The sequence below is a fragment of the Caballeronia sp. LZ003 genome (assembly GCF_031451465.1).
Classification (GTDB): domain Bacteria; phylum Pseudomonadota; class Gammaproteobacteria; order Burkholderiales; family Burkholderiaceae; genus Caballeronia.
Genome location: NZ_JARUXJ010000001.1, coordinates 1 through 22,706 on the forward strand (window position 1 = coordinate 1; position 22,706 = coordinate 22,706).

General features: G+C 60.1%; 27 protein-coding genes. 7 read left to right on the forward strand and 20 right to left on the reverse strand.

The annotated features are described in order from the left end of the window. From QCE79_RS00005 to mnmE, 12 genes are all read right to left on the reverse strand, one after another. A partial coding sequence (locus QCE79_RS00005; RefSeq protein WP_309841006.1) for a PriCT-2 domain-containing protein occupies positions 1-255 on the reverse strand: 255 nt, incomplete at its 3' end. Beyond that, positions 252-563: a hypothetical protein gene (locus QCE79_RS00010; RefSeq protein ID WP_309841008.1), complete on the reverse strand. Its 312-nt coding sequence runs from the start codon at positions 561-563 to the stop codon at positions 252-254. The genes QCE79_RS00010 and QCE79_RS00005, both read right to left, overlap by 4 nt. A 131-nt stretch (positions 564-694) precedes the next feature. Continuing rightward, positions 695-925: a transcriptional coactivator p15/PC4 family protein gene (locus QCE79_RS00015; protein WP_309841010.1), complete on the reverse strand. Its 231-nt coding sequence runs from the start codon at positions 923-925 to the stop codon at positions 695-697. Continuing rightward, complete coding sequence (locus tag QCE79_RS00020) at positions 922-1,146, reverse strand: hypothetical protein (protein WP_309841012.1); 225 nt, start codon at positions 1,144-1,146, stop codon at positions 922-924. Before QCE79_RS00020 ends, QCE79_RS00015 begins: the two co-directional genes overlap by 4 nt. Beyond that, a complete protein-coding gene (locus QCE79_RS00025) occupies positions 1,139-1,567 on the reverse strand; it encodes a hypothetical protein (RefSeq protein ID WP_309841013.1) in 429 nt (142 codons plus the stop codon). The genes QCE79_RS00020 and QCE79_RS00025 overlap by 8 nt, the downstream gene beginning before the upstream one ends. Next, on the reverse strand, positions 1,560-1,766 hold the full coding sequence (locus QCE79_RS00030; RefSeq protein ID WP_309841014.1) for a hypothetical protein: 207 nt from the start codon (positions 1,764-1,766) through the stop codon (positions 1,560-1,562). Before QCE79_RS00030 ends, QCE79_RS00025 begins: the two co-directional genes overlap by 8 nt. After that, positions 1,759-1,938, reverse strand: coding sequence for a hypothetical protein (locus tag QCE79_RS00035; protein ID WP_309841016.1), 180 nt, complete (start codon positions 1,936-1,938; stop codon positions 1,759-1,761). Before QCE79_RS00035 ends, QCE79_RS00030 begins: the two co-directional genes overlap by 8 nt. A gap of 392 nt (positions 1,939-2,330) precedes the next feature. After that, entirely contained in the window at positions 2,331-2,984 is a 654-nt protein-coding gene (locus tag QCE79_RS00040; protein ID WP_309841018.1) for a KilA-N domain-containing protein, read from the reverse strand. Beyond that, entirely contained in the window at positions 2,981-3,238 is a 258-nt protein-coding gene (locus QCE79_RS00045) for an AlpA family phage regulatory protein (RefSeq protein ID WP_309841020.1), read from the reverse strand. Before QCE79_RS00045 ends, QCE79_RS00040 begins: the two co-directional genes overlap by 4 nt. Before the next feature lie 301 nt (positions 3,239-3,539). Then, positions 3,540-4,148, reverse strand: coding sequence for a hypothetical protein (locus QCE79_RS00050; RefSeq protein ID WP_309841023.1), 609 nt, complete (start codon positions 4,146-4,148; stop codon positions 3,540-3,542). 88 nt (positions 4,149-4,236) lie between these two features. Further along, a complete protein-coding gene (locus QCE79_RS00055; protein WP_309841024.1) occupies positions 4,237-5,466 on the reverse strand; it encodes a tyrosine-type recombinase/integrase in 1,230 nt (409 codons plus the stop codon). 173 nt (positions 5,467-5,639) lie between these two features. Beyond that, the gene (gene mnmE, locus QCE79_RS00060) at positions 5,640-7,028 is read right to left on the reverse strand and encodes a tRNA uridine-5-carboxymethylaminomethyl(34) synthesis GTPase MnmE (protein ID WP_309841025.1); all 1,389 of its coding nucleotides are present in this window, start codon (positions 7,026-7,028) and stop codon (positions 5,640-5,642) included. Positions 7,029-7,335: 307 nt separating this feature from the next. Here mnmE and QCE79_RS00065 point away from each other — a divergent pair, with 307 nt between their 5' ends. Then, entirely contained in the window at positions 7,336-7,752 is a 417-nt protein-coding gene (locus QCE79_RS00065) for a helix-turn-helix transcriptional regulator (RefSeq protein WP_244826705.1), read from the forward strand. Between the two features lie 94 nt (positions 7,753-7,846). Here the strand turns inward: QCE79_RS00065 and yidC are convergent, their stop codons facing one another. The 4 genes from yidC to rpmH all read right to left on the reverse strand — a co-directional run bounded on the left by yidC (position 7,847) and on the right by rpmH (position 10,621). Continuing rightward, positions 7,847-9,517 (reverse strand): membrane protein insertase YidC, encoded by a 1,671-nt coding sequence (gene yidC / locus QCE79_RS00070; protein ID WP_250462440.1) that lies wholly within the window; start codon positions 9,515-9,517, stop codon positions 7,847-7,849. An 8-nt stretch (positions 9,518-9,525) separates the two neighbouring features. Further along, positions 9,526-9,846: a membrane protein insertion efficiency factor YidD gene (gene yidD, locus QCE79_RS00075; RefSeq protein ID WP_244826708.1), complete on the reverse strand. Its 321-nt coding sequence runs from the start codon at positions 9,844-9,846 to the stop codon at positions 9,526-9,528. Positions 9,847-9,905: 59 nt separating this feature from the next. Continuing rightward, positions 9,906-10,382, reverse strand: a complete 477-nt coding sequence (gene rnpA, locus QCE79_RS00080; RefSeq protein WP_244826709.1) for a ribonuclease P protein component — start codon at positions 10,380-10,382, stop codon at positions 9,906-9,908. Between the two features lie 104 nt (positions 10,383-10,486). Beyond that, positions 10,487-10,621, reverse strand: coding sequence for a 50S ribosomal protein L34 (rpmH, locus tag QCE79_RS00085; protein WP_004198824.1), 135 nt, complete (start codon positions 10,619-10,621; stop codon positions 10,487-10,489). Positions 10,622-11,082: 461 nt separating this feature from the next. Here rpmH and dnaA point away from each other — a divergent pair, with 461 nt between their 5' ends. The 5 genes from dnaA to dbpA all read left to right on the forward strand — a co-directional run bounded on the left by dnaA (position 11,083) and on the right by dbpA (position 18,448). Then, positions 11,083-12,669 carry a chromosomal replication initiator protein DnaA gene (gene dnaA, locus QCE79_RS00090; RefSeq protein ID WP_309841030.1) on the forward strand — a complete coding sequence of 529 codons (1,587 nt, stop codon included), beginning with the start codon at positions 11,083-11,085 and terminating at the stop codon, positions 12,667-12,669. Positions 12,670-12,939: 270 nt separating this feature from the next. Beyond that, positions 12,940-14,046 carry a DNA polymerase III subunit beta gene (dnaN, locus tag QCE79_RS00095; protein ID WP_244826711.1) on the forward strand — a complete coding sequence of 369 codons (1,107 nt, stop codon included), beginning with the start codon at positions 12,940-12,942 and terminating at the stop codon, positions 14,044-14,046. A 114-nt stretch (positions 14,047-14,160) separates the two neighbouring features. Next, entirely contained in the window at positions 14,161-16,632 is a 2,472-nt protein-coding gene (gyrB, locus tag QCE79_RS00100; protein WP_244826712.1) for a DNA topoisomerase (ATP-hydrolyzing) subunit B, read from the forward strand. Between the two features lie 236 nt (positions 16,633-16,868). Beyond that, positions 16,869-17,063, forward strand: a complete 195-nt coding sequence (locus QCE79_RS00105) for a hypothetical protein (protein ID WP_250462444.1) — start codon at positions 16,869-16,871, stop codon at positions 17,061-17,063. After that, positions 17,060-18,448, forward strand: a complete 1,389-nt coding sequence (dbpA, locus tag QCE79_RS00110) for an ATP-dependent RNA helicase DbpA (RefSeq protein ID WP_250462480.1) — start codon at positions 17,060-17,062, stop codon at positions 18,446-18,448. Before QCE79_RS00105 ends, dbpA begins: the two co-directional genes overlap by 4 nt. Positions 18,449-18,659: 211 nt before the next feature. On the opposite strand, the gene QCE79_RS00115 is transcribed toward dbpA, so the two are convergent. Continuing rightward, positions 18,660-20,045, reverse strand: coding sequence for an MFS transporter (locus tag QCE79_RS00115; protein WP_250462446.1), 1,386 nt, complete (start codon positions 20,043-20,045; stop codon positions 18,660-18,662). Between the two features lie 218 nt (positions 20,046-20,263). Here QCE79_RS00115 and QCE79_RS00120 point away from each other — a divergent pair, with 218 nt between their 5' ends. Continuing rightward, the gene (locus QCE79_RS00120; protein WP_309841034.1) at positions 20,264-20,650 is read left to right on the forward strand and encodes a DUF488 family protein; all 387 of its coding nucleotides are present in this window, start codon (positions 20,264-20,266) and stop codon (positions 20,648-20,650) included. A gap of 35 nt (positions 20,651-20,685) precedes the next feature. Here QCE79_RS00120 and QCE79_RS00125 read toward each other — a convergent pair whose 3' ends face one another. From QCE79_RS00125 to QCE79_RS00135, 3 genes are read right to left on the reverse strand one after another with little or no spacing between them, the layout of a single operon-like run. Next, entirely contained in the window at positions 20,686-21,357 is a 672-nt protein-coding gene (locus QCE79_RS00125; protein ID WP_309841036.1) for a DUF799 domain-containing protein, read from the reverse strand. Positions 21,358-21,366: 9 nt separating this feature from the next. Next, positions 21,367-21,732, reverse strand: a complete 366-nt coding sequence (locus QCE79_RS00130) for a DUF4810 domain-containing protein (protein ID WP_250491634.1) — start codon at positions 21,730-21,732, stop codon at positions 21,367-21,369. A 25-nt stretch (positions 21,733-21,757) separates the two neighbouring features. Next, positions 21,758-22,435 carry a CsgG/HfaB family protein gene (locus QCE79_RS00135; protein WP_309845090.1) on the reverse strand — a complete coding sequence of 226 codons (678 nt, stop codon included), beginning with the start codon at positions 22,433-22,435 and terminating at the stop codon, positions 21,758-21,760. Between the last annotated feature and the right edge of the window lie 271 nt (positions 22,436-22,706).

The following is a 22,706-nucleotide window of genomic DNA, read 5'->3' on the forward strand; positions in this document are numbered from 1 at the left end:
CCGCTTCGCGATCGCGAACAGCGTAGCGATCGTGATTCCGGCGTCGGGACGGATCGAGCGCCAAGTGTCGCGCGTGTCAGCGGCCGAGTAATTCGGGCTTGCCTTACTCCACATGTCGAAGGTCTCGAACGCTGCTTCTCCCTCTTCGTTTTTCAACGCAGCAGCAACTCGAAACCATACGTCTCGCTCACAGTCCGGCGGGATGTATGACAGTGCTTCGAGGATGCGCTGATGATGGTCAAAGACGGTGCTCATTGCTTGCCTCCCGCAATGACACCTGCCCGTGCAACCACGCGAGCGAAAGCAAGGTTGTCGCCGATCGCCGCCGTCGCTTGTCCTGCGAGAACGCGCATGCGCGGCGAGGGTTCACGCTTGGACATCATGGTTTCAAGCAGATCGCTGTTGCGAAATCCGTTCTCGGCGGCTGCGGCAAATACAACATCGAGCACGCGGCGTGCGTACTGGCGCACTTCTTCATCAACCTTCTTCTTCTGAAACACGAGGAAGCCGCACATCAGCACACATTGCGTCGGGCTTGCATACTCGCCCTCAGCGATGGGCATACCCAGTTCGTAGTTCTCGTTTATGCGACGATCCGCGCCGCTAGCGGAAGCTTGCTTTCGACAGCGCTCGTCCCAAATTTCTTGGGCGCTACGCAGAATGACCGTCCTCTTGCCCATATTCTGTCTGGTTTTCATACAACCTCCCGCGCGGCCAGCGTCAGCCCTTGAATGACCTGCGCAAGCAATTCCGGGCGAAGCATGATGCCCTGTCGAGTCGGCACAAAATCACCCGCCATATCGACGACCACCAGACGAACATCAACGTACTGACGGCCCTTGTACCAGCGATGCGAGATACGAACGCGTTGCGTCGCGTTCTTCTGAACCTCCATCACCATCTTGTCTTGATCGACCGTACTCATACGTCCTCCTTCGAACCGCTCTTATCGCTCGTGCTTTCACCCGCGTACTGAGGATCAGACAGCTTATTGGCGACATCGCGAGATTGATCGATCAGCATGTGCACGACTCCATAAATAGGGTGATCGTCGCTGATAGGGAGATGGCTGATAGCGATCAGCAGCATCTGCAAGGTGTCGTGGATCTGTTGCACCTTCGTCGGCATTTCACTGTGCTTAGCCATGACTAATCTCCTGTGAGGAGTACTCATCGTTAAAGCTACGACGAGAGCGCTCAACCTTGAGACGGTCAATGAACCGTTGTTGCAGATAGCCGTTTGAGTCGGCTGCTACTTCCGCAATGCGAGCGATCAGCTCGATCTCAGCCGCGATATGAAAGAGTAGTGACGGTTCATCTTTACCCTGCAAAGCTTCGACGCGAAGGTGCTTGTTCTCCGACCGACTATCCGCGCTCACCAACATACCGATGCCCGCGGTCAGCGTAGACAGCGATTCAGCCATGTCAGCGACGGTGCCTGTGAAGTCCGCGAGATATTGCAATTCACTGTCCGACGCATGGGCGGTGTTGAAGCGCTCGAAGAAGAAGTCAATCAAGCCTGCGGCCGTCGTGTGTCGACAAACGATCGCTTCTGTGGTCTTAGCCATGACGAACCTCCGTATCGAACTGCTTCAGCAAGTCTGCTGTCATGACTTGGCCGAGCTGAGCGAGCAAGAAAGCACGGCCAGACTCGTTATCGGATGCGCATTCTTCGATCACGGCAAGCAGAGCATCAAGCTGCTGGACTGCGATGAAGAGTTCACCAATGTCAGGTGCACGGTTGGCGCTAGGGACGAGATTAGTCATGGCGCGCCTCCGCACGGGCGATTTCAGCAAGGTGAAGAAGTGCTTCGGCGCAGCAGTCGAGCGCGTCGTTGGCACTGGGCGCGAGCGCTGCATCGCGCAGGGCGCGATTGATGATTTGGATTTGAAGCGGAGTTTTGATTTGCTCAGAACGAGCGGGGATAGCGAGTCGCATGGTGCGGCCTCCATATGCAGAGTTAGCGAACCCGGCCCCCGCTGCTAAACGGGGTGGCCAGGCACAAGGCAGGGTTAGCAGACCGGCGCATATGGAAACCGGCGAGCGCGAACGCTCCCCCACCAAGGCCCGGCCATTGAAGGCGAACACATGGCAGCGGACGAAAAAATACCGCCGAGAGGCGGTTGTCCGCCATATGCAAGTCGAGCTGCTAAACCCGAGCGAGAGATGTCTCCTCCCACGTTTCACAGGATAGACGACGGATTCCCGCCTCGTCAAGCCGTGTGCATTTTCGTACCCGACAGATAGCGACTGTGCTCGCGCTGACCTAATATCGCTTTCGGGGTTGTTCATTTGGCTGGCAAATGCGCCAGCCTTTTTTTTGCCTATCATCACAGACCTCCCAGAAGGGAGGTTTGGCTTGCAGTTGCGCCAAATTCAATGCGCCGCCGCTCCAGCAACGCGAAGTCTTCTGCGGTTGCCGTTCCGTTTAACAGCCGAGATCCGAACAGAGACGCGTCTGCTACCTGATCGCAGCTCATCTCGCGGGCATGCGCGACGCCGGCAAACGTGTTGAGTGCTTCGTAGACGGTGGAGAAGGGGAGGCGATGGCGAGCGACGATAGCGGCGGCCGTTGTGAGCAAGGGCTCACGGTCCGGTGTGTCGCTGCGCTGCGTGCCGCTCTTCGAAAGCAACGACAGTCCTCCGCGCAGAATGTGATCGATTTGCTCGTCACACCAAACTGCGAAATCGACATCCAGCCATTGGGCAAAGCGAACCGCAAGCTTCGGGTGCATCCAAGTCGCGTCTGGCCGACCGCGGCCGCCACGGACGACTTTTAGAAACGGGATTTTCCCGTTTCTATTCTCGAGGGCGCGGACATATCGCACCGTGTCCGACAAGCGCGTCCATTCATGCGGGCTTTTACCGTATTTCTTAGAAGCGGCAGTAGCGTTGAACCATGCATCACCGGTGAACGAGATCTGCACGCCGTCGTATTCGGCTTGGATCGACGTCTGGCTGCATTTAGCGATGCTCGTCTTCATACAGTCTCCGCCCGATAGTTGACCGGATCTGCGAACCATTGATGGATTTCCCGATTTGACCAGACAGCGCACCGTTTGGTCAGATATTGGCGTCGCGGGAAACGCCCGGAAAGCTCGCGTTGCCGAAGGCTTTCTCGGCTCATCGGCACAAAGTGTTTAATGTCATTCCAGCGCGATAGACCATCGAGCGGAAGCGAGATCGGGTGTGAGTCCCTTGCGCCTTTAGCGCGCGTCGGAGAGATCTTGTTTGCCACGTTCAAACCTTTCTGTAGTTGGGAAGGCGTGGCAATTCTTAGTTTTATTCGCTATCAAGTGTCCGGATGGCCGCGGCAATATCCGAATTCGGATGCGGATCTATTAGTGGAAAGGTTTTGCGGGGAGGTTCAGGATTCTTTGTGTCAGTTATGCTATCGCCCTCAAACCCTTGTGCACAAAGGGTTTGAGCGATTTTCTGTCTAATGGAATCCGGTAGGATATGCACTGTTTCGCACCGATACGCCCTAATACAGCGCATTCGCGTGCAATACATCGCACTCCGTCTCAGTGCGTATAGCGTTATGACGATCCACGCGATGCTGCTGGCGCGTTATACGGGCCCTGCTCGGCGAGTATTGCCCGACGGAGCGCTTTAGCCTCGTCCAGATATTTTTTTATCGTTTCATCATCTAAAGGGATTCCAAGCCGTTCGCAATCGGTCCGCATAGACTTCGCTTGCAAATTGCGAGTCGCATCAACCTTCATTCCGTAACCGCCGCACGCCAGCGCCAGGATTAACTTAAGCATGGTCGCGCGTTCTTTTGTTTGCGACGACGCAGGACGACTTACCGAATCAGGTTGCTCTGCGATCGGTTGGTCGCGCTCTTGGCGACGTTTTGCCTCTTGCAAGAGCGGCTCAGGCACCGCTATCCCCATGCGACGCGCTGCGTCAATGATGTATAGCGGGCGCTCCTTCGTCTTGTATTCGTTGCCTCCATATGAAGCCCAACTGAATCGCTCCAACATGCGATAGATTTTTCGAGCGTCGGGATAGATATGGTCAGCGTCGGGGGACGACAGTTTTGCGCCGCGATGCTTATCCGGATCCTTGTTATCCAGCAACATCGCCGCCTCACTGCGGTTCCATCGATCGAGAGCCATCCAATATCGGTAGTCGGGAGTGTCCATTGCACTTTCACGCGCCCCTTGCTGATTTGCCGCGCCGCACGGAGAGGGGAACCCCGTTTTACCTCACAGAGGCAGGCGCGGACCCTTTTTAAGACGCTCGTTTGAAGCGGCCAATCAAAACACCTTGGCCTTCATCAATTTGAGCGTCCACGAAGTCGGCCCATAGCTGCAAAATCCGCTGCCGCTCTGTTCCGTATTCGGCACGGTTATAAACGCCTTTCATCCCTCTGATCGAGTGAGCAAGCGCCTTTTCGATCGCATCGGACGACTGACCCATCTCGTGCAGGTGCGTCGACGCGGTTCGGCGCAAGTCGTGCAGCACAAAGTGCTCGACCTCCAAGCCAAGCGCCTTGACGGCCTGATTGAGCGTGCTTTTCGCAATTGGTCGATCTGGACCGCGCACTGTGGGGAAGACGAAGGTGCGGCTCGTGCGCGTTTGCGACAATTCTGTGAGCATCACGACGGCCTGATGGGGCAGATATACCCAGTGCTCCCGATCCTTCTTCATTCGCGCGGCAGGGATTCTCCAGACGGCCTCGTTAAGATCGAATTCATCCCAAGTTGCTTCAATCAATTCCGATTTGCGCACCATCGTCAGCGTCAGCAGATGCAGAGCAAGCTTCAATGGACGGCGAATATCTGATGCATAAATGGCGCGCAGCATCGTGCCGATTTCATTTGGTGCCAGCACTCTCGTCCGGCTCTCAGTCGTTGCCACAAAGCGTGCGGGGATCATCGACGCGGGGTTGACGCTCGCGAGCTGGCGCGCGATCGCGTACTCGTAAAGCCGCTTCAATACATTTCGCGTGTGCAGCGCCATCTTCGGCGAGCCGCGCCCTTTGATTTTGTCGCAGATTGCGAGCACATCGGCCGCGCTTACGTCGCCGATACGCATGCTGCCGATGGCGGGATAGATGTCCTTTTCGAGCGTCCGTCGCGTCGTTCGTCGGTAGTCCGCCGACTTGCCGTCGATTTCTGCGGCGAGATAGAGTTCAGCGCAATCCTTCAGAGTGTCAATGCGCTTTTCCGCCCCACGATCCTGTCGAGCGGTGGAAACCGGCGATACGCCGGATGCGACGATCGCGGCGTAGTGCTGTGCCTTGATTCGCGCCGCCTTCAGCGAAATTTTGCCGTATTCACCGATGGTAACTAGTGGCTGCCGATTGCCATGGAGGGAATATCGGAAACGCCAGACTTTCCTTCCCGTCGGCATCACTTCAAGGATGAGGCCGTTCCCGTCGGCTAGGCAATAGCGGGTCGCGCGTGGCTTCAGCGCGCGAATCTGAGAATCGTTGAGAGGCCTGGTGGCGCGGGGCATAGAGGGGTTTTTTGGTACACAAAATCGCTGCTCGCGGCGCTGTGTACCATCCTGTGTACCACAAGCCGCGATTACTAGCGTTTTCAAGCTACGTCAAAGTATAGCAAATAATCCCTGAAAGGCTTGGCGGATAAGCCTTTGCTGGAAATAGCCGGGAAACGTTGTTTGACTGGTTACTTGCCGATGCAAAACCGGCTGAAAATCACGCCCAGCAGATCATCGGAAGTGAACTCACCCGTGATTGCATTGAGATTTTCTTGAGCGAGGCGCAGCTCTTCAGCGAATAAATCGAGCGCCTGTGAATTCTGATCGGCGTGGGCGGCCGCCAGCGCCAGATGTTCGCGCGCCGCCCGCAACGCGATGAGATGCCGTTCGCGCGCCAAATACACGCTCTCCGCGCCTGCCTGCCATCCGGCAATCTTGAGCAGCATTTCTCGCAAGAGCGCGATGCCTTCGCCCGTCTTCGCCGAGAGATTGACTTGGCGCGCGTCGCCGTCCGCGTCGCGGCTTGCGGCTGGTGCGCCCGCCAGGTCCGTTTTGTTCAGCACGCGCACGACCGGCACGCCATCGGGGAAACGCGCGGCGATCGCGTCGTCTTCGCTTGTCATCCCGTTGCGGGCGTCGAGCAAATGCAACACGACGTCGGCGCGCTCGATCTCACCCCAAGTCCGCTCGATACCAATTCGCTCGACTTCGTCTTCGGTGTCGCGCAGCCCCGCCGTATCGATGATATGCAGCGGTATGCCTTCCACTTGAATGGTCTGAGCGACCTTGTCGCGCGTGGTGCCGGCAATCGGCGTGACGATAGCGAGCTCCGCGCCGGCCAGCGCGTTTAGCAGCGACGATTTGCCCACGTTCGGCTGCCCGGCCAGCACGACCGATAAGCCTTCCCGCAGCAAGGCGCCCTGCCGGGCATCGGCGAGGACGGTGTTCAAGCGCTCGCGAATGCGTGCGAGCTTGCCGCGCGCGTCCGCTGCTTCCAGGAAGTCGATCTCTTCCTCGGGGAAGTCCAGAGTCGCTTCAACCAGCATCCGCAAATTGATGACGTCTTCGACGAGCGCGTGGATTTCGCGCGAAAACGCGCCTTCGAGCGAGCGGCCCGCGGAGCGCGCGGCGGCTTCCGTGCTGGCCTCGATCAGATCGGCGACGGCTTCGGCCTGTGCGAGATCGAGTTTGTCGTTGAGAAACGCGCGTCGCGTGAATTCACCGGGCTCGGCAAGTCTCAGGCCGAACTCGCGTCCGACGTCGAGCGCGCGTTGCAGCACGAGTTGAAGCACGATCGGCCCGCCGTGACCCTGCAATTCAAGAACATATTCGCCGCTGTACGAGTGCGGCGCGGGAAAGTAGAGCGCGATGCCGCGATCGAGCGCCTCGCCGTTGCCGTCGAGAAACGGCACGTAGCTAGCGTGGCGCGCGTGCAACGATTGGCCGCACAGCGCGAACATCGCGAGGTGCGCGGCGCGCTCACCCGCGCGTCCGAACGACAGCCGCACGACGCCAATCCCGCCGCGTCCGGGCGCGGTGGCGATGGCGACAATCGGATCGGAGTCGTTGCTGAGCATGTGAGGAAAGCAGGGATTTCGGGTGCGGGGATTGTATCGCGCTGAGACGCGTAGCTGCCGGACATCACGCCCGCTAGGAAAATTCTTGACGTATCTTATTTGAGATACGGACGAACGCATGCGACTCACGCCATTTTCTACAACAAATTCGCAGCTTAGGCAGTACTGACGACGGTCTGAGAGTGAAGCTTGATTGCCTTTTGGCAGTGATCGGTAACGCTTACACAAGATAAAACGACGAATATTTCCGCCACTTCTAACGCGATTGGTTGACGCATAGGCAACGGTTGCCTCGCACAATTGCACTATGCCTACACCACAAGAAAAAGCCGATTTCTCCGAGCGGCTTAAGTTCTCGATGACCCGCGCACCTGAGAAGCTGCGCGGCGCGACCGATCTCGCCAAAAAATTCAGTCTCCGTTATCACGGCGAAGCGGTTTCCCCTCAAACGGCGCACAAGTGGCTCACCGGGCGTTCGATTCCGACCATCGACAAGCTGGAAGTATTGGCCGAATGGTTCAAGGTGGAGTTGCACTGGCTGCACTATGGACCGTCGCCGGGCGGTATCGCTCAGGGGACGCCAAAGCCGCTCGTACGGGATGAGCAATACCCGGCGTCCGGGGAAACGCTCGAGCTTGTGTCGAAGATCGAGGCGTTGTCGCCGCATCATCGGTATCTGGTCGAGGAGCTTGTGCAGCAGTTTTATGGGGCGGCGAAGCGGTGAAGCTGACCTGAACCTACTAAGATCGACACCAAACAAAAACGCCCGGCATGCCGGGCGTTTTCAAATCCACTTCCACATCAAACCTAAAGAAACCTCAAGCCGCCTTCTTCTTCCGCTGTCCCATCATGCGCGTGATGTAATACTGCTGCGCGATCGACAGCACGTTATTCACCACGTAATACAGCACGAGACCAGCCGGGAAGAAGAAGAACATGACCGAAAACGCGATCGGCATGAACATCATCATCTTGGCTTGAACCGGGTCCGGCGGCGTCGGGTTCAGCTTGGTCTGCAGGAACATCGATACAGCCATCAGCACCGGCAAGATGAAGTACGGGTCTTGTTGCGACAGATCGTGAATCCAGCCGATCCACGGTGCACCGCGCATTTCCACCGACGACAGCAGCACCCAGTACAGCGAGATAAACACCGGAATCTGCACCACGACCGGCAGACAGCCGCCGAATGGATTCACCTTCTCGGTCTTGTAAAGCTCCATCAGCGACGCGTTCATCTTCTGCGGATCGCTCTTGAAGCGCTCGCGAATCTGTTGCATGCGCGGCGTGATTTCCTTCATGCGTGCCATCGACTTATAGCTCGCCGCCGACAGCGGGAAGAACACAGCCTTGATGAGCAGCGTAAGCAGTACGATCGCCCAGCCCCAGTTGCCGACATAGCTGTGGATCTTTTCGAGCAGCCAGAAAAGCGGCTTGGCGATGATCGTAACCATGCCGTAATCCTTCACGAGCTCGAGCCCCGGCGCGATACCTTCCAGCATGCGCTCTTCTTCGGGACCCGCGAAAAGACGCGCATCGACGGTCGCGGTCTGTCCCGGCGCAATGGTCTGCACGGCCTGCTGCACACCCACGCGATACAAATCCGGATCGATCTTCTGCACATAGATGTCACGCTTCGCGCCCTGCTGCGGAATCCACGCCGACGCGAAGTAATGCTGCACCATCGCAATCCAGCCGTTGTCGGCGGAAGGCGCGAACGTAGCCTTGTTCTTGTCGATATCGCTGAAGTCGATCTTCTGAAAGTGATGCTGGTCCGTGTAGACCGCCGGCCCGATGAACGTGTGCGAGAAGCGCGGCGTCTCCACCGGAGTGTTGTCGCGCACGAGTTCCATGTAGAGCTTCGGCGTGACCGGCGCGCTACCGACGTTCTCGATTTTCGTATCGACGTTGATCACGTAGCTGCCACGCGTGAACGTGTAGGTCTTTACGACCTTCACGCCACCCTTCACCGGCGATTCGAACGCGAGCGTCAGCGTTTTGGCGTCGCCCGACAAGGACGTCTGGCCCGGCACCGCCGTGAAGATGTCGTTGTGGTTCGGGAAGTCGCCGCCGAGCAGGCCCGTGCGCGCGAGATACGTGTGGGTCGGCGTGTGATCGAAGAGGGTGATGTAGAGGTCGGGCTGCTTGCCGTCGCCTTCCTTCACGAGCGAGAGCTTCGAAAGCGTGCCGCCGCGCGTGTCGATCTCACCGGAATACACGTCCGTCGTGAACTTGACGAGTTGCGCGGCCGCCGTGGCGGGCGGCGTCGTCGAACCCGGCGCGGCGGTACCGGCCGGCGAGTTGGGCAATTCGGAAGGCTGCGCGCCCGATGCGGCCGTGCCCGGTGCGGGGTTGCTGGCGGTCTTGGCCGGCTGCGTCGCGCTCGGGAAGAACATCGACGGGCGCCCATGGTCGCGCTGCCAGTTGTCGAACAGCATGACAACTGACACGAAGAAGATGACCCATAGGACGGTGCGTTTGATATCCATGCGTTGTCTCAGTGTCGATCGGTAAGCGCATCAGCGCCGTTTAGTGGTGAATGCTTTTCTTGAGCGAATTCCGCGGCCGGCTCGGAAACCCGCGTGGAATCTGATCGCGAATCGGAAGGCTGCGGCACGAGATCGACGCCGCCCGCCGAAAACGGATGGCAGCGGCAAAGCCTTTTGGCGGCGAGATACGTGCCATGCGCGGCGCCATGATACTGGATTGCCTCGCGCGCGTAATCGGAACAGGAGGGATAAAAACGGCACCGGCTGCCGAGCAGCGGGCTCACAGCAACCTTGTAGAAGCGCAACAACGCGATTAGTGCCGTTTGCATAAGCTTCGCGCCGCGCGCCCCGTTCGCCGTGACCGGCGATTCGAGACGCAGACTGCGCTTCATGACCCGGAAGGGCCGGAGGTGTCGTCTACGGCGGGCACGCCAGGCGGCGCCGCCACGGTTTCAGCCGCGCGGCGCGCGACTTCGCGCACGGCACGGTCCAGCAATGCTTCAAGTTCGCCTCGCACGAGCGCGCCGAGCGGCGGCGAACTGGCGCTCGGCATGGCCTTGCGGTCGATCTTCGCGTGCAAGCGCACGAGGATATCGAAACCGCTCAACGCTTCGCGACGCAACCGAAACGCGTCACGCGCGTGCCGCTTGATCAGGTTGCGCGTGACTGCACGCGGCGCTTGCTTCTTGCCGATCACGAGGCCGAGACGCGCCTCCTGCCCAGTCGGTTTCCCGTACAGCACGAAATGCGGCGAACGTCGCCATGGGCGCAAACGAAAAACGGATGAGAACTCATCCGTTTTCAGTAGCCTTGCGGCCTTGGGGAACGCGGCCTGCGCCGGCAACTGAACGATGTCCTGTTTCAAGACTTCTGTGCGGCGCTAAAGCAGCCTGCCGGTTCGTGATGCGCGCCCGGCTTCAGGACAGATACGGCCTGTACCACACGTGCGCGACCAGCCACCGGAAAGCCTTAGATTGCCAGGCGCTTGCGACCCTTCGCACGGCGAGCGTTGATGACCTTGCGGCCGCCAGCGGTCTTCATGCGAACGCGGAAGCCATGGGTGCGCTTGCGGCGCGTCACGGAAGGTTGGTAAGTACGTTTCATGATGCTCTCACTTGAGTATTGATCGACCGCGCGGGCTTTGGCGCCACCGTGTTCCGACTGTGGATAACCGCAGGCACGAGAGGCACAACGGGCGCAACGACCGGAGGTTCAGGAATTCTGTTTTCGCGGAACCCGCTATTTAAACCGTTTTCCTATTGACCGTCAATAGGTTAGCGTAATAGTGAAGCTCGCCATGCTCGCATCATGTTCATTTCCAGCCTGTCGGACGCGCTGATTTGACCCTGTGGATAACTCGCGCGCCGGTCCCGTTTGGCGTTAGAATCTCGCCTTACTCCCAAATATCCGCCTACTGCTTCGGCCCGCCGTTCGCCCGCAAACCCTTGCGGCGTAAGCCTCCGGAGCATGCCTGCATGGCTGTGCCGGGACTTGCCGAGGCGCTTGCGCATCCGGCAAGCACGGCCGTCAGGAGCGCGGAGCCAACCATAAAACGACCGCATTCGATGAACGATTTCTGGGAACACTGTTCGGCATTGCTGGAGCGTGAACTCACGCCGCAGCAGTACGTCACGTGGATCAAGCCGCTGGCCCCGGTCGACTTCGATGCCGAGGCGAGCACCTTGCGCATAGCCGCTCCCAATCGCTTCAAGCTCGACTGGGTGAAGAGCCAGTTCTCGGGACGCATTGCCGATATGGCGCGCGAATACTTTAGCGCGACGATCGACGTCCAGTTCGTACTCGACCCGAAAGCGACCGCTCGCAGCGCTATCGGTCAGGCGCCGAACGCCGCGCCGCGGCCGGCGGCCGGCGCGGGTGTCGCCGACGGCGCGCCGCGTCCGCCCGCGCCGGCCGCCGCACCGCAAGCGCCTTCGGTCGTCGCGCACGCGAACGCTGCCGCGCACGTGAACGCGCTGGCGGCGGAAGCCGCCCAGCAAGCTCAGGCCATGCAGGACGAACAAGCCGATTTCGACTTGCCGAGCCTCGACGCCAACGAGGCCGCCGCTGGCCGGCGCACGTGGCGTCCGGGCGGCAACCCATCGGCCAGCGGTGAAACCGATTCCGCTTACGAACGTTCGAAGCTCAACCCCGTGCTGACCTTCGACAATTTCGTCACCGGTAAGGCGAATCAGCTCGCGCGCGCGGCGGCCATTCAGGTCGCCGACAATCCCGGCATCTCGTACAACCCGCTTTTTCTTTACGGAGGCGTGGGCCTGGGCAAGACGCATCTGATCCACGCTATCGGCAATCAGTTGCTGATGGACAAGGCGGGCGCGCGCATCCGCTACATTCACGCGGAGCAGTACGTTTCCGACGTGGTGAAGGCGTATCAGCGCAAGGCGTTCGACGACTTCAAGCGTTACTACCATTCGCTCGATCTTTTGTTGATCGACGATATTCAGTTCTTCTCGGGCAAGTCGCGTACGCAGGAAGAGTTCTTCTACGCGTTCGAGGCGCTGGTCGCGAACAAGGCGCAAGTCATTATCACGAGCGACACGTATCCGAAGGAAATCTCCGGTATCGACGACCGTCTGATCTCGCGCTTCGATTCCGGTTTGACGGTCGCCATCGAGCCGCCCGAGCTGGAAATGCGCGTCGCCATTCTGATGAGAAAGGCGCAGTCCGAAGGCGTGAGTCTGTCCGAAGACGTCGCGTTCTTCGTCGCGAAGCATCTGCGCTCGAACGTGCGTGAACTCGAAGGCGCGCTGCGCAAGATCCTCGCTTATTCGAAGTTCCATGGCCGCGACATCACCATCGAGCTGACCAAGGAAGCGCTCAAGGATCTATTGACGGTGCAGAACCGCCAGATCTCGGTGGAGAACATTCAGAAGACCGTCGCGGATTTCTACAGCATCAAGGTCGCCGACATGTATTCGAAGAAGCGGCCGGCCAATATCGCGCGCCCGCGCCAGATCGCGATGTATCTGGCGAAGGAACTGACGCAGAAGAGTCTGCCCGAGATCGGCGAGCTTTTTGGCGGTCGCGATCACACCACCGTGCTGCACGCCGTGCGCAAGATCGCGGCCGAACGCGGCACGGATGCGCAGCTCAATCACGAACTTCACGTGCTCGAACAAACGCTGAAGGGTTGAGCCGGCGCGAACGCGTCGATTATTGCGCCACCGGACCTGTTTATTGGTAAAAACGCCCCCAATTTTCGGGGGCGGTTCCGTTTTAAGGCACAATATAGGTTTAGCTGTCCGTGGCCTGGGCGGCTGGCGTCAAGCATTCGCGAGTGACCGGCGGGGGGCCGGCAACGCGTGTTACGAGGTTGTCCGGCGAGCGCGGCGAACCAACCGCTGGTGACAAAACCAGCGGTGGCAAAACCGGCGGACAGGCCGTCACATCAACGAAGGAACTCTATGCAACTGGTCAAGACCGAACGAGACAATCTTCTAAGGCCGCTGCAAACCGTGAGCGGTATCGTAGAACGCCGCCATACCTTGCCGATCCTCGCCAATCTGCTGATCACCAAGAACGGCGCCGATGTGTCGTTCCTCTCGACGGATCTCGAACTCCAGATCACCACCCGCGCCGATTTCGGCGTCGGCAGCGACCAGATCGCCACCACGGTCGCCGCGCGCAAGTTGCTCGACATTCTGCGCGCCATGCCGCCGGGTGAGGTTGCGCTCGACTTGTCCGACAAGCGCCTGACCGTGCGCTCCGGCAAGAGCCGCTTCGCGCTGCAGACGCTCGCCGCGGACGAGTTTCCTACCGTCAACCAGGCTACAGACTTCGGCGCAAGCCTTTCGGTTCCGCAGAAAACGTTTCGCCAGTTGCTCGGCATGGTGTATTTCGCCATGGCCCAGCAGGACATTCGCTATTACCTAAACGGCATGTTGCTCGTGGTGGATGGCGACCAGTTGATGGCCGTCGCAACGGACGGTCACCGTCTTGCGTTCTCGTCCATGAAGATCGACGGCGGCACGTTCCCGCGTCAGGAAGTCATCATCCCGCGCAAGACCATCCTCGAATTGCAGCGTCTGCTCGAAGACATCGACGACACGCTCAAGATCGACATCGCCGCGACGCAGGTGAAGTTCAGTTTTGGCCAGGTCGAACTCGTGTCGAAGCTCGTCGAAGGCAAGTTCCCCGACTTCCAGCGCGTGATTCCCAAGGCGCACAAGAACACGTTCGAAATCGGTCGCGAAGAACTGCAGCGCTCCCTGCAGCGCGCGGCCATTCTCACGTCGGACAAGTTCAAGGGCGTGCGGTGTCTGGTCGAGCCGGGTCAGCTCAAGATCATGTCGACCAATGCCGACCAGGAAGAAGCGCAGGAAGAACTGGAAATCGCGTATCAGGGCGATACCGTCGACATCGGTTTCAACGTCACGTATCTGCTCGACGTGCTCGCGAATCTGAAGGTCGACACGCTGCAAGTGAGCCTTGGCGACGCCAACTCCAGCGCGCTCATCACAATTCCGGAAAACGAGGAATTCAAGTATGTCGTGATGCCGATGCGCATCTGACGCGTTCAGGTACCACGAACACACCAAGGGGCGGCTCGCCCCTTTGGCGTTTTTAAGGTGTTTTGAAAAGTTTCGAGCAGTAACCGAAGCAGCGACGCAGAACCGGAAAATTCCATGACTGAAAACACAAATTCGCAACCCGACAACAGCTACGGCGCATCGTCCATTCAGATCCTCGAAGGTCTGGAGGCCGTGCGCAAGCGCCCGGGAATGTATATCGGCGATACGTCGGATGGCACCGGTTTGCATCACCTCGTTTTCGAAGTGCTGGACAACTCCATCGACGAAGCGCTGGCCGGCTATTGCGACGACATCCACGTGACCATTCACGCGGACAACTCCATTTCGGTGACGGACAACGGCCGTGGCGTGCCTACCGGCCTGAAACGCGACGACAAGCACGACCCGAAGCGCAGCGCCGCCGAGATCGTGATGACCGAACTCCACGCAGGCGGCAAGTTCGACCAGAACAGCTACAAGGTGTCGGGTGGCTTGCACGGTGTGGGCGTGTCGTGCGTGAACGCGCTGTCCGAATGGCTGCGCCTCACCGTGCGCCGCGACGGCAAGAAACACTTCATGGAGTTCGCGCGCGGCGTGGTGCAGAACCGCGAGCTTATCGAAGAGAACGGCGTGCAGTATTCGCCCATGCCAGTAGTCGGCGACACCGAAAATCGCGGCACCGAAGTGCACTTTTTGGCGGACGCGACCATCTTCGGCAATGTCGAATTCCATTACGACATTCTCGCCAAGCGCATGCGCGAGCTCTCGTTCCTGAACAACGGCGTGCGCATTCGCCTGACCGACTTGCGCACCGGCAAGGAAGACGACTTCGCTTTTGCGGGCGGCGTGAAGGGCTTTGTCGAATACATCAACAAGCAGAAGCAGGTGCTGCATCCGAACGTGTTCCATGCAACGGGCGAGCGTGAAAACGTCACCGTAGAAGTGGCCATGCAGTGGAACGACAGCTACAACGAAAGCGTGCTCTGCTTCACCAACAACATTCCGCAGCGCGACGGCGGCACTCACCTGACAGGCTTACGCGCCGCGATGACGCGCGTGATGAACAAGTACATCGCCGACCACGACATCGCGAAGAAAGCGAAGGTCGAGACGAGCGGCGACGACATGCGCGAAGGCTTGTCGTGCGTGCTGTCGGTGAAAGTGCCTGAGCCGAAGTTTAGTTCGCAGACGAAGGACAAGCTGGTGTCGTCGGAAGTGCGCGCGCCGGTCGAGGAAATCGTCGCGAAGGCGCTGGAAGATTATCTGCAAGAGACGCCGATCGACGCGAAGATCATCACGGGCAAGATCGTCGATGCCGCGCGTGCACGCGATGCCGCTCGAAAGGCGCGCGAGATGACGCGGCGAAAGGGCGTGCTCGACGGCGTCGGCTTGCCGGGCAAGCTCGCGGATTGCCAGGAGAAGGACCCGGCGAAGTCGGAAATTTATATCGTCGAGGGTGATTCGGCGGGCGGCTCGGCCAAGCAAGGGCGCGACCGGAAGTTCCAGGCAATCCTGCCGTTGCGCGGCAAGGTGCTGAACGTTGAGAAGGCGCGCTTCGACAAGCTGATTTCATCCGAGCAGATCGTGACGCTCGTGACGGCGCTGGGTTGCGGCATCGGCAAGGATGATTACAACCTGGACAAGCTGCGCTATCACCGCATCATCATCATGACCGACGCGGACGTGGACGGCGCCCACATCCGCACGCTTTTGCTGACGTTTTTCTATCGGCAGATGCCGGAGATCGTGGAGCGCGGGTACATCTATATCGCGCAGCCGCCGCTTTACAAGATCAAGGCAGGCAAGGACGAGCGGTATATGAAGGACGCGCACGAGCTCAACCAGCATATGCTGAAGCTCGCGCTGCAGGGTTCTGAACTGGTGCCGAGCGAAGGCGCGGACCCGATTTCGGGCGATGCCTTGGGCGAACTCGCGCGTGCGTATTTGCTGGCCCAGGCGGTGATCGATCGCATCAGCCGTATTTACGATGCCGCCTCGCTCGAAGCAGTGATGGATGGCACGGTCATCGATTTGTCGACGCAGGAAGCGGCGGAGGCATCGGCGAAGGCGCTCGAAACGAAGTTGCGTTCGGACCCGTTGAAGCCGGAAGTGACGGTCGAGGCGGCATACGATCAGGTTCGCGAGCTGCGTTCGTTGCATATCAAGCGGCGTCACCATGGCAACGTGAAGGTTTCGGTGTTCGATGAAGATCTTCAATTGACCGCCGACTACAAGCAACTCGTTTCCACTGCCGATACCTTCAAGGGCTTGATTGGCCAAGGCGCGTTGATCAAGCGCGGCGAGCGCTCGATGGCCGTGCTGGACTTCAAGAGCGCGATGAAGTGGCTGATCGCGGATGCGGAACGCAACGTCAGCAAGCAGCGTTACAAGGGCTTGGGCGAGATGAATCCCGGACAGCTTTGGGAAACGACGATGGACCCGGCCGTGCGGCGTTTGCTGCGCGTGCAGATCGAGGACGCAATTGCGGCCGATGGCATTTTCACGACGCTCATGGGCGACGATGTGGAGCCGAGACGCGCGTTTATCGAGAGTAACGCGTTGCGGGCGGGGAATATTGATGTTTGAGGGGTAGGTAGCGCGACGCTATCTCACCGAAACCGTAAGTACCACGCGCGAGGTTTCAACGCGCTGGCACTTACGGTTTTTTTATTGAACGCCAACGCCATACCCCCGCCCAAAACACACGGACCTGGTTCCGCCGCGCCACCCGCAGACCCGCGTACACTTTCGGTTTGAACCGAAAATCACTTCGCCGCATTCCATCGCGGCTACGTGCATCACGCAACAACGAGAAATCCGACATGTTCACCTGCCGAAACCAGTCCTGCGACGCAACGTGGGACGTCTCAGACGTCGTCATCAAGAATGAAGGTCAGGGACTGCTGTTCCGCTGCCCGATGTGCGGCGCGCGCAATTACGTGACGCGCCACGACGCACCCGATGGCGTCATCACCTACGAGCAGGTCACCGAAACCCCGCCGCGAGGCGCGCAATAACCATGGCGACCGATACCTCATTCAGCAGCCTGCCGCTCAACGAAGCGATGCAGACGAATCTGCAGCAGCTCGGCTACACATCGATGACGCCCATCCAGGCCGCGAGCCTGCCGCTCGCACTCGCCGGTCACGATCTCATCGCGCAGGCGAAAACGGGTAGCGGCAAGACCGCCGCCTTCACGTTGCCGCTGCTCGCCAAACTCGATGCGCGTCAGTTCGCCGTGCAAGCGCTCGTGCTTTGCCCGACGCGCGAACTCGCCGATCAGGTCACGCAGGAAATCCGCCGCTTGGCTCGCGCAGAAGACAACGTGAAGGTGCTCACGCTATGCGGCGGCACGCCCATGCGTCCGCAGATCGCAAGTCTCGAACACGGCGCGCATATCGTCGTAGGCACGCCGGGACGCATCATGGATCACCTTCAGCGCGAAACGCTTTCGCTGGATGGCGTACGCACGCTCGTGCTCGACGAGGCCGACCGCATGCTCGACATGGGCTTTTTCGACGATATCGCTTCAGTCGCGCGTCTGTGTCCGAAAGACCGTCAGACCTTGCTGTTTTCGGCGACGTATCCCGAGGGCATCGCGAAATTGAGTCAGCAGTTCCTGCGCAATCCGCGCGAAATCAAGCTCACCGAACAGCACAGCAACGCGAAGATCAAACAACGCTTCTATCAGGTCGAGGATCACGAGCGTCTGCATGCAGTGGGTTTGCTGCTGGACCACTATCGTCCCGTCAGCACGCTTGCGTTCTGCAACACGAAGCAGCAATGCCGCGACTTGCTCGACGTACTGCGCGCGCAAGGCTTCGAGGCGCTCACGCTGCATGGCGAACTCGAACAGCGCGAACGCGATCAGGTGCTCGTGCAATTCGCCAATCGCAGTTGCTCGGTGCTGGTCGCGACCGATGTCGCCGCGCGCGGGCTGGACATCACGCAACTCGAAGCGGTCATCAATGTCGATGTGACGCCGGACCCTGAGGTGCACGTGCATCGCATCGGGCGCACGGGGCGTGCGGGCGAGGAAGGTTGGGCGCTGTCGCTTGCGAGCATGGACGAGATGGGACGCGTCGGCGCGATCGAAGTGGCGCAGCGCAAGGAAGTGGAGTGGTATCCGCTGACGGAGCTGACATCGGCGGAACCTGGGCATCTGAAGCCGCCCATGGCGACGCTCCAAATCCTCGGCGGCCGCAAGGACAAGATCCGTCCCGGCGACGTGCTCGGCGCGCTGACCGGCGAAGCGGGCTTCAAGGGCGAGGAGATCGGCAAGATCAACGTGATGGACATGGTCACGTACGTGGCCGTTCAACGCGGTATCGCCGATGATGCCGAGCGCAAGCTGGCAGCGGGGAAGTTGAAGGGGCGGAAGGTCAAGGTGCGGCGGATGTGAGTCCGGTGAGTCGCCAAGGAGCTAGTTAAGGAAATGTAGCGTGAAGGGTTGTCCTCCAAGCGAGCCCGCCGATGCGCCCCGCAGCGCGGCACCGCGAATTCACGGAAGCGAGCCGCGCGCGCGAAAGCTTTGCAGATTCAGCGTATCCCGGCCTTCGCGCGGGTTTCCAAGCAACTGCAAACGTGCGGCGCAACGGCGCCGTGCTCGACCCTCAGATCTTCCTCTGCGGCTCGACTGATATCCCATCCGACGACGTCACCTTCGACGTTCTCGCCGTCACCAGCCGCAATCCGCTCGCCACACTTCCCACGCCCGCGAACGCCGCTCCAAGCGACAACGCGAGCGCCGGACCATGCTTCCCCGCGATGCTGAAGCACAACGCGACGAGCGCCGCGCCGGTGGCCTGTCCGATCAGCCGCGAAGTCGCGATCGTGCCACTTGCGCCACCCGCGCGTTCACGCGGCGCGCTCGACATGAACGCCTTCAGATTCGGCGACTGAAAGAAGCCGAAGCCCGCGCCACAGATCGCCATGCGGATGCAGATTTCGAGCACATGCGGTTGCGCTGGCAGCATCGCGAGCGACACCATTCCCACACATAGAATCGCGAGCCCGACGCCGCCCAGCAGACCCGGCGCGTGCCGATCCGACAAGCGCCCGGCGATCGGCGCCATCAACGCGACGAGCGCTGACCACGGCGTCATCAGAAAGCCGGTTTCCACCTGACTGCGGCCGAGCACGCTTTCGAAGAAGAACGGCAACGACACGAACGCGAGCCCTTGCGCGGCAAACGAGCAGATCGCGGTCATCGTGGAGAGCGCGAACATCGGGCGGCGGAAGAGATCGACGGGTAGCATCGGCGCGGGATGACCGCGCTCGCGTCGCAGAAGCAGAACGCCCGCAATCAACGTGACGCCGAACGACGCGAGCACGGTATGCGCGGGCGCGCGCTGGGCCGCTTCGCCGAGCGCGAAGATCAGCGACGCGAACGTGATCACGTTGAGCAAGGCGGCGACACGGTCGAAGCCGTGTTCGGCGCGCTTGGTCTGCGGCAACGACCGCACCGCGATGGCGAGCGCGAAGACGCCGATCGGCAAGTTCACGGCGAAAAGCCACGGCCACGTGCCGAGCGAGAGCACGATCGATGCGACCGTCGGCCCAACCGCAAACGCGATCCCCACGACGAGCGCGTTGAGTCCCACGCCGCGCCCAAGCCGATGCGGCGGAAAAATCGCGCTGATGAGCGCCGCGTTGACGCTCATGATCGCGCTCGCGCCGAGCCCTTGCAGCAGGCGCGCGGCGACGAGCGTCGGCAGCGACCACGAGAACGCGCAGACCGCGGACGCGACGAGAAACACGACGAGCCCGCCGAGATACACGCGCCGGTGTCCGAGGATGCCGCCGAGCGCGGCAAGCGGCAGCAGCGTGGCGACCATTGCCAGCTGATACGCGTTGATGATCCAGACCGACGCGGCGGGTGTCGTATGCAGATCGGCCGCGATGGCCGGCAACGCCGTGTTGGCGATGGCGGTATCGAGCGTGGCGAGCGCGACGGACAGCAGGATCGCGAGCATGCCGCGGCGCTCGAGCGAGGACATGGGTGCGTCGGGGTTACGGGGCGCGTTTTGGGGATGTTCTTCGGAGGGCACGTCGGCGGTTCCGGATGTAAGCGGAAGAGGAATAATCCGAAACGATACGGGAACCCGGCGCATTCCGCTCGCCACGGTCGCGGGAGCTTTCAAAGCGTTGTCAGCGTGTATCGCGCGTTGCTTCGGCGCGGTTATCCTTCGCCGGTGACATTCGAAGGAAAACGATCATGGCGATTCGAATCGTGCGGCTCGGCACGCCACGCGCGGTGGACGAAGGGCTGCGTATCGGCACGGTTCGGCGTCCGCCGCGCGGCGTGCCGAAAGCCGAGTTCGCGAGCCGCGACTTTTACGATGTGTGGTATCCAAATCTGGCGCCATCGGCAAAACTTGTCGCCGAAGCGCTCGCGGCCGAAGACGACAAGCAATGGCGCGCGTTCGTGAGGAAATTCAAGGCGGAGATGGCGGTTTCCGAGGCGAGCCGATCGCTGGACTTGCTTGCGGCGTTATCGCGTTCGACGAATTTGTCGGTCGGATGTTATTGCGAGGACGAGTCGCGGTGCCACCGGTCGGTGCTGCGGGAGTTGCTGGCGGAAAGAGGCGCGGTGGTGATTTAGCTCGCCTGGGCTGTGGGGCTCAGGCGAGCATGCGATCAGTCCGTGCCGTATTTGGGCGAGTGCGGTCCGTAGAGTACGGTCGTCTTGCCGCCCGATGCCAGAAGACGTTGGCTCGTGAGGCCTGCCACGTCGAAGGACTTGTCGGTTAAGGTATGCGCGACCTGCGTCACGACACTCTGCGCAATCGCGCTGATGAGCCCGTAACCTACGCCCACGTTCACGCCCACTTCCTTGCCATTCGCGCTCGCGGAGCCTTTCCAGAGTTCGTCGCCTGAACGCAGATCGACGAGCTTCGCGTTTGCGGTGACGACGGTTCTGCTGTCGAAGACCACGAACTTGGTGCCGTAGTTCGTGACTGTCGTGTACAACGCCGCATCCGCGCCGAAAATCTCGCGCAGCTTGGCCGGCGCGACATTCTGGATGTCCGTAGGCGTAGTCAGGCCATTGTGCTTGAACGTCTCGTCCATTTCAGCGACCGGCACGACGTAGTAGCCCGCTTCTGCGAGCGGCATCGTCATTTGGGCGAGCATGCCGTATGTCGCCTTGATATCCGACGTCTCGTTGACCGGCGGCAACACGAGAATCGTGCGCGGCTTGCTGTTGCGAAATGCGGTGTAGTCGCTCTGTTGCGGAGTGGACGCGCACGCGCTCAACAGGCACAAAACCGACAGCGCCGCGAAGAGTTTATGAGAGAGGAACTTGATCATGGCCGGCGTTTAATGAAGTTTGCTCAACAAAAGGTTCATGTAGGCGGACGACTCGGGGAACGCGTTCTTTTCGGCTTCGAGTTCCTTTCTGGCTTCGTCCGAACGGCCGACGCTTGCATACAGTGCGCCGATGTGGGCACGGAAGCCGGGCGGCAGCGCGTTATTCTTCGCAAGGATTTGCTGGCGAGCTTTTTCGAGCGCGTCGATCTGCTCGGGGACGGATTTGTCGCCCGTGAAGAAGGCATACACCTGCGGTTGATACGCGTCCCACTGGTAAAGCGGCGGCGTGGATTGCGTGGCACAACCGGTCAGCAGCGCGCACGCTGCCGCGACCGGCAAGAGAATGCCGGTCGAGAAAAGTTTCTTGTGATTCATGCTTCTGAGTGTTGATGAGTGATGCTTACTTGGAGGCTCGTAGCGCGCCCGCGTCGACTTGTTCGGACAGGTGGTTCACCGCTTCTTGAATTGCCAGGTCGAGCACCTTGCCGTTGAGCGTGGAGTCATAACTCGCGGTGCCGCCGAAGCCGATGATTTCCCGGTTGGACAGGCTGTACTCGCCGGCGCCCTGGCTGGACGCGACGACTTCGGAGGTCGATGTATCGACGATATTCAGGCTCACCTTGGCGTAGGCTACCTGGCTCTTGCCGCTGCCGAGAATGCCGAACAACTCGCGATCGCCGACTTCCTTGCGCCCGAATTCGGTGACGTCGCCGGTAATGACGTAGTTGGCCGCTTTAAGCGCTTGCTGCTTGTTTGCGATGGCGGCTTCCTGCTTGGTCTCGTTCATGTTCTCGCGATCGAGGACGGAGAAGCGCCGGCTCTGTTGCAGCGTCGTGACGAGAATGGTCTTGGCCTGGCTGCCGACGCGGTCGACGCCATCGGAGAAAAGGCCGCGCATATAGCTCGAACGGTTGTCGAATTTGCCAACGGCGACGGCTACCGGCTTGCCCGCATAGGGCGTCTGAGCGATGCTGACCGCCTGAACGGGCAGTGATTTGGATGCTTCCGTCGCACATCCGCTCAGGAGGACGGTAACGGAAGCGAGGGCGACTACTAAGTGTTGTTTTGTGAAGACCATTGGAACCTTGCGAGACAGCGTGCCGGACGCATTCGATGCGGTGACGAACAGCGCGGGTTTTCGCGTCACGATGTTTCGACAGTTGCGTTCGCGGACTCGTGTGAACGGTAACGGATCGACCAGCGCCCTTGTTGCATCGAGAGCGAAAGAGGCAAGGATTGTTCAGCGATTTGAAAGCGAGGGCTAGCGCGAAAATTCTTAATTTTTGGCGCGATGAGGCGGAAGCGGCAGACATGACCGACCGTCCGCTGCGGATGCGAGTGAGAGAGTC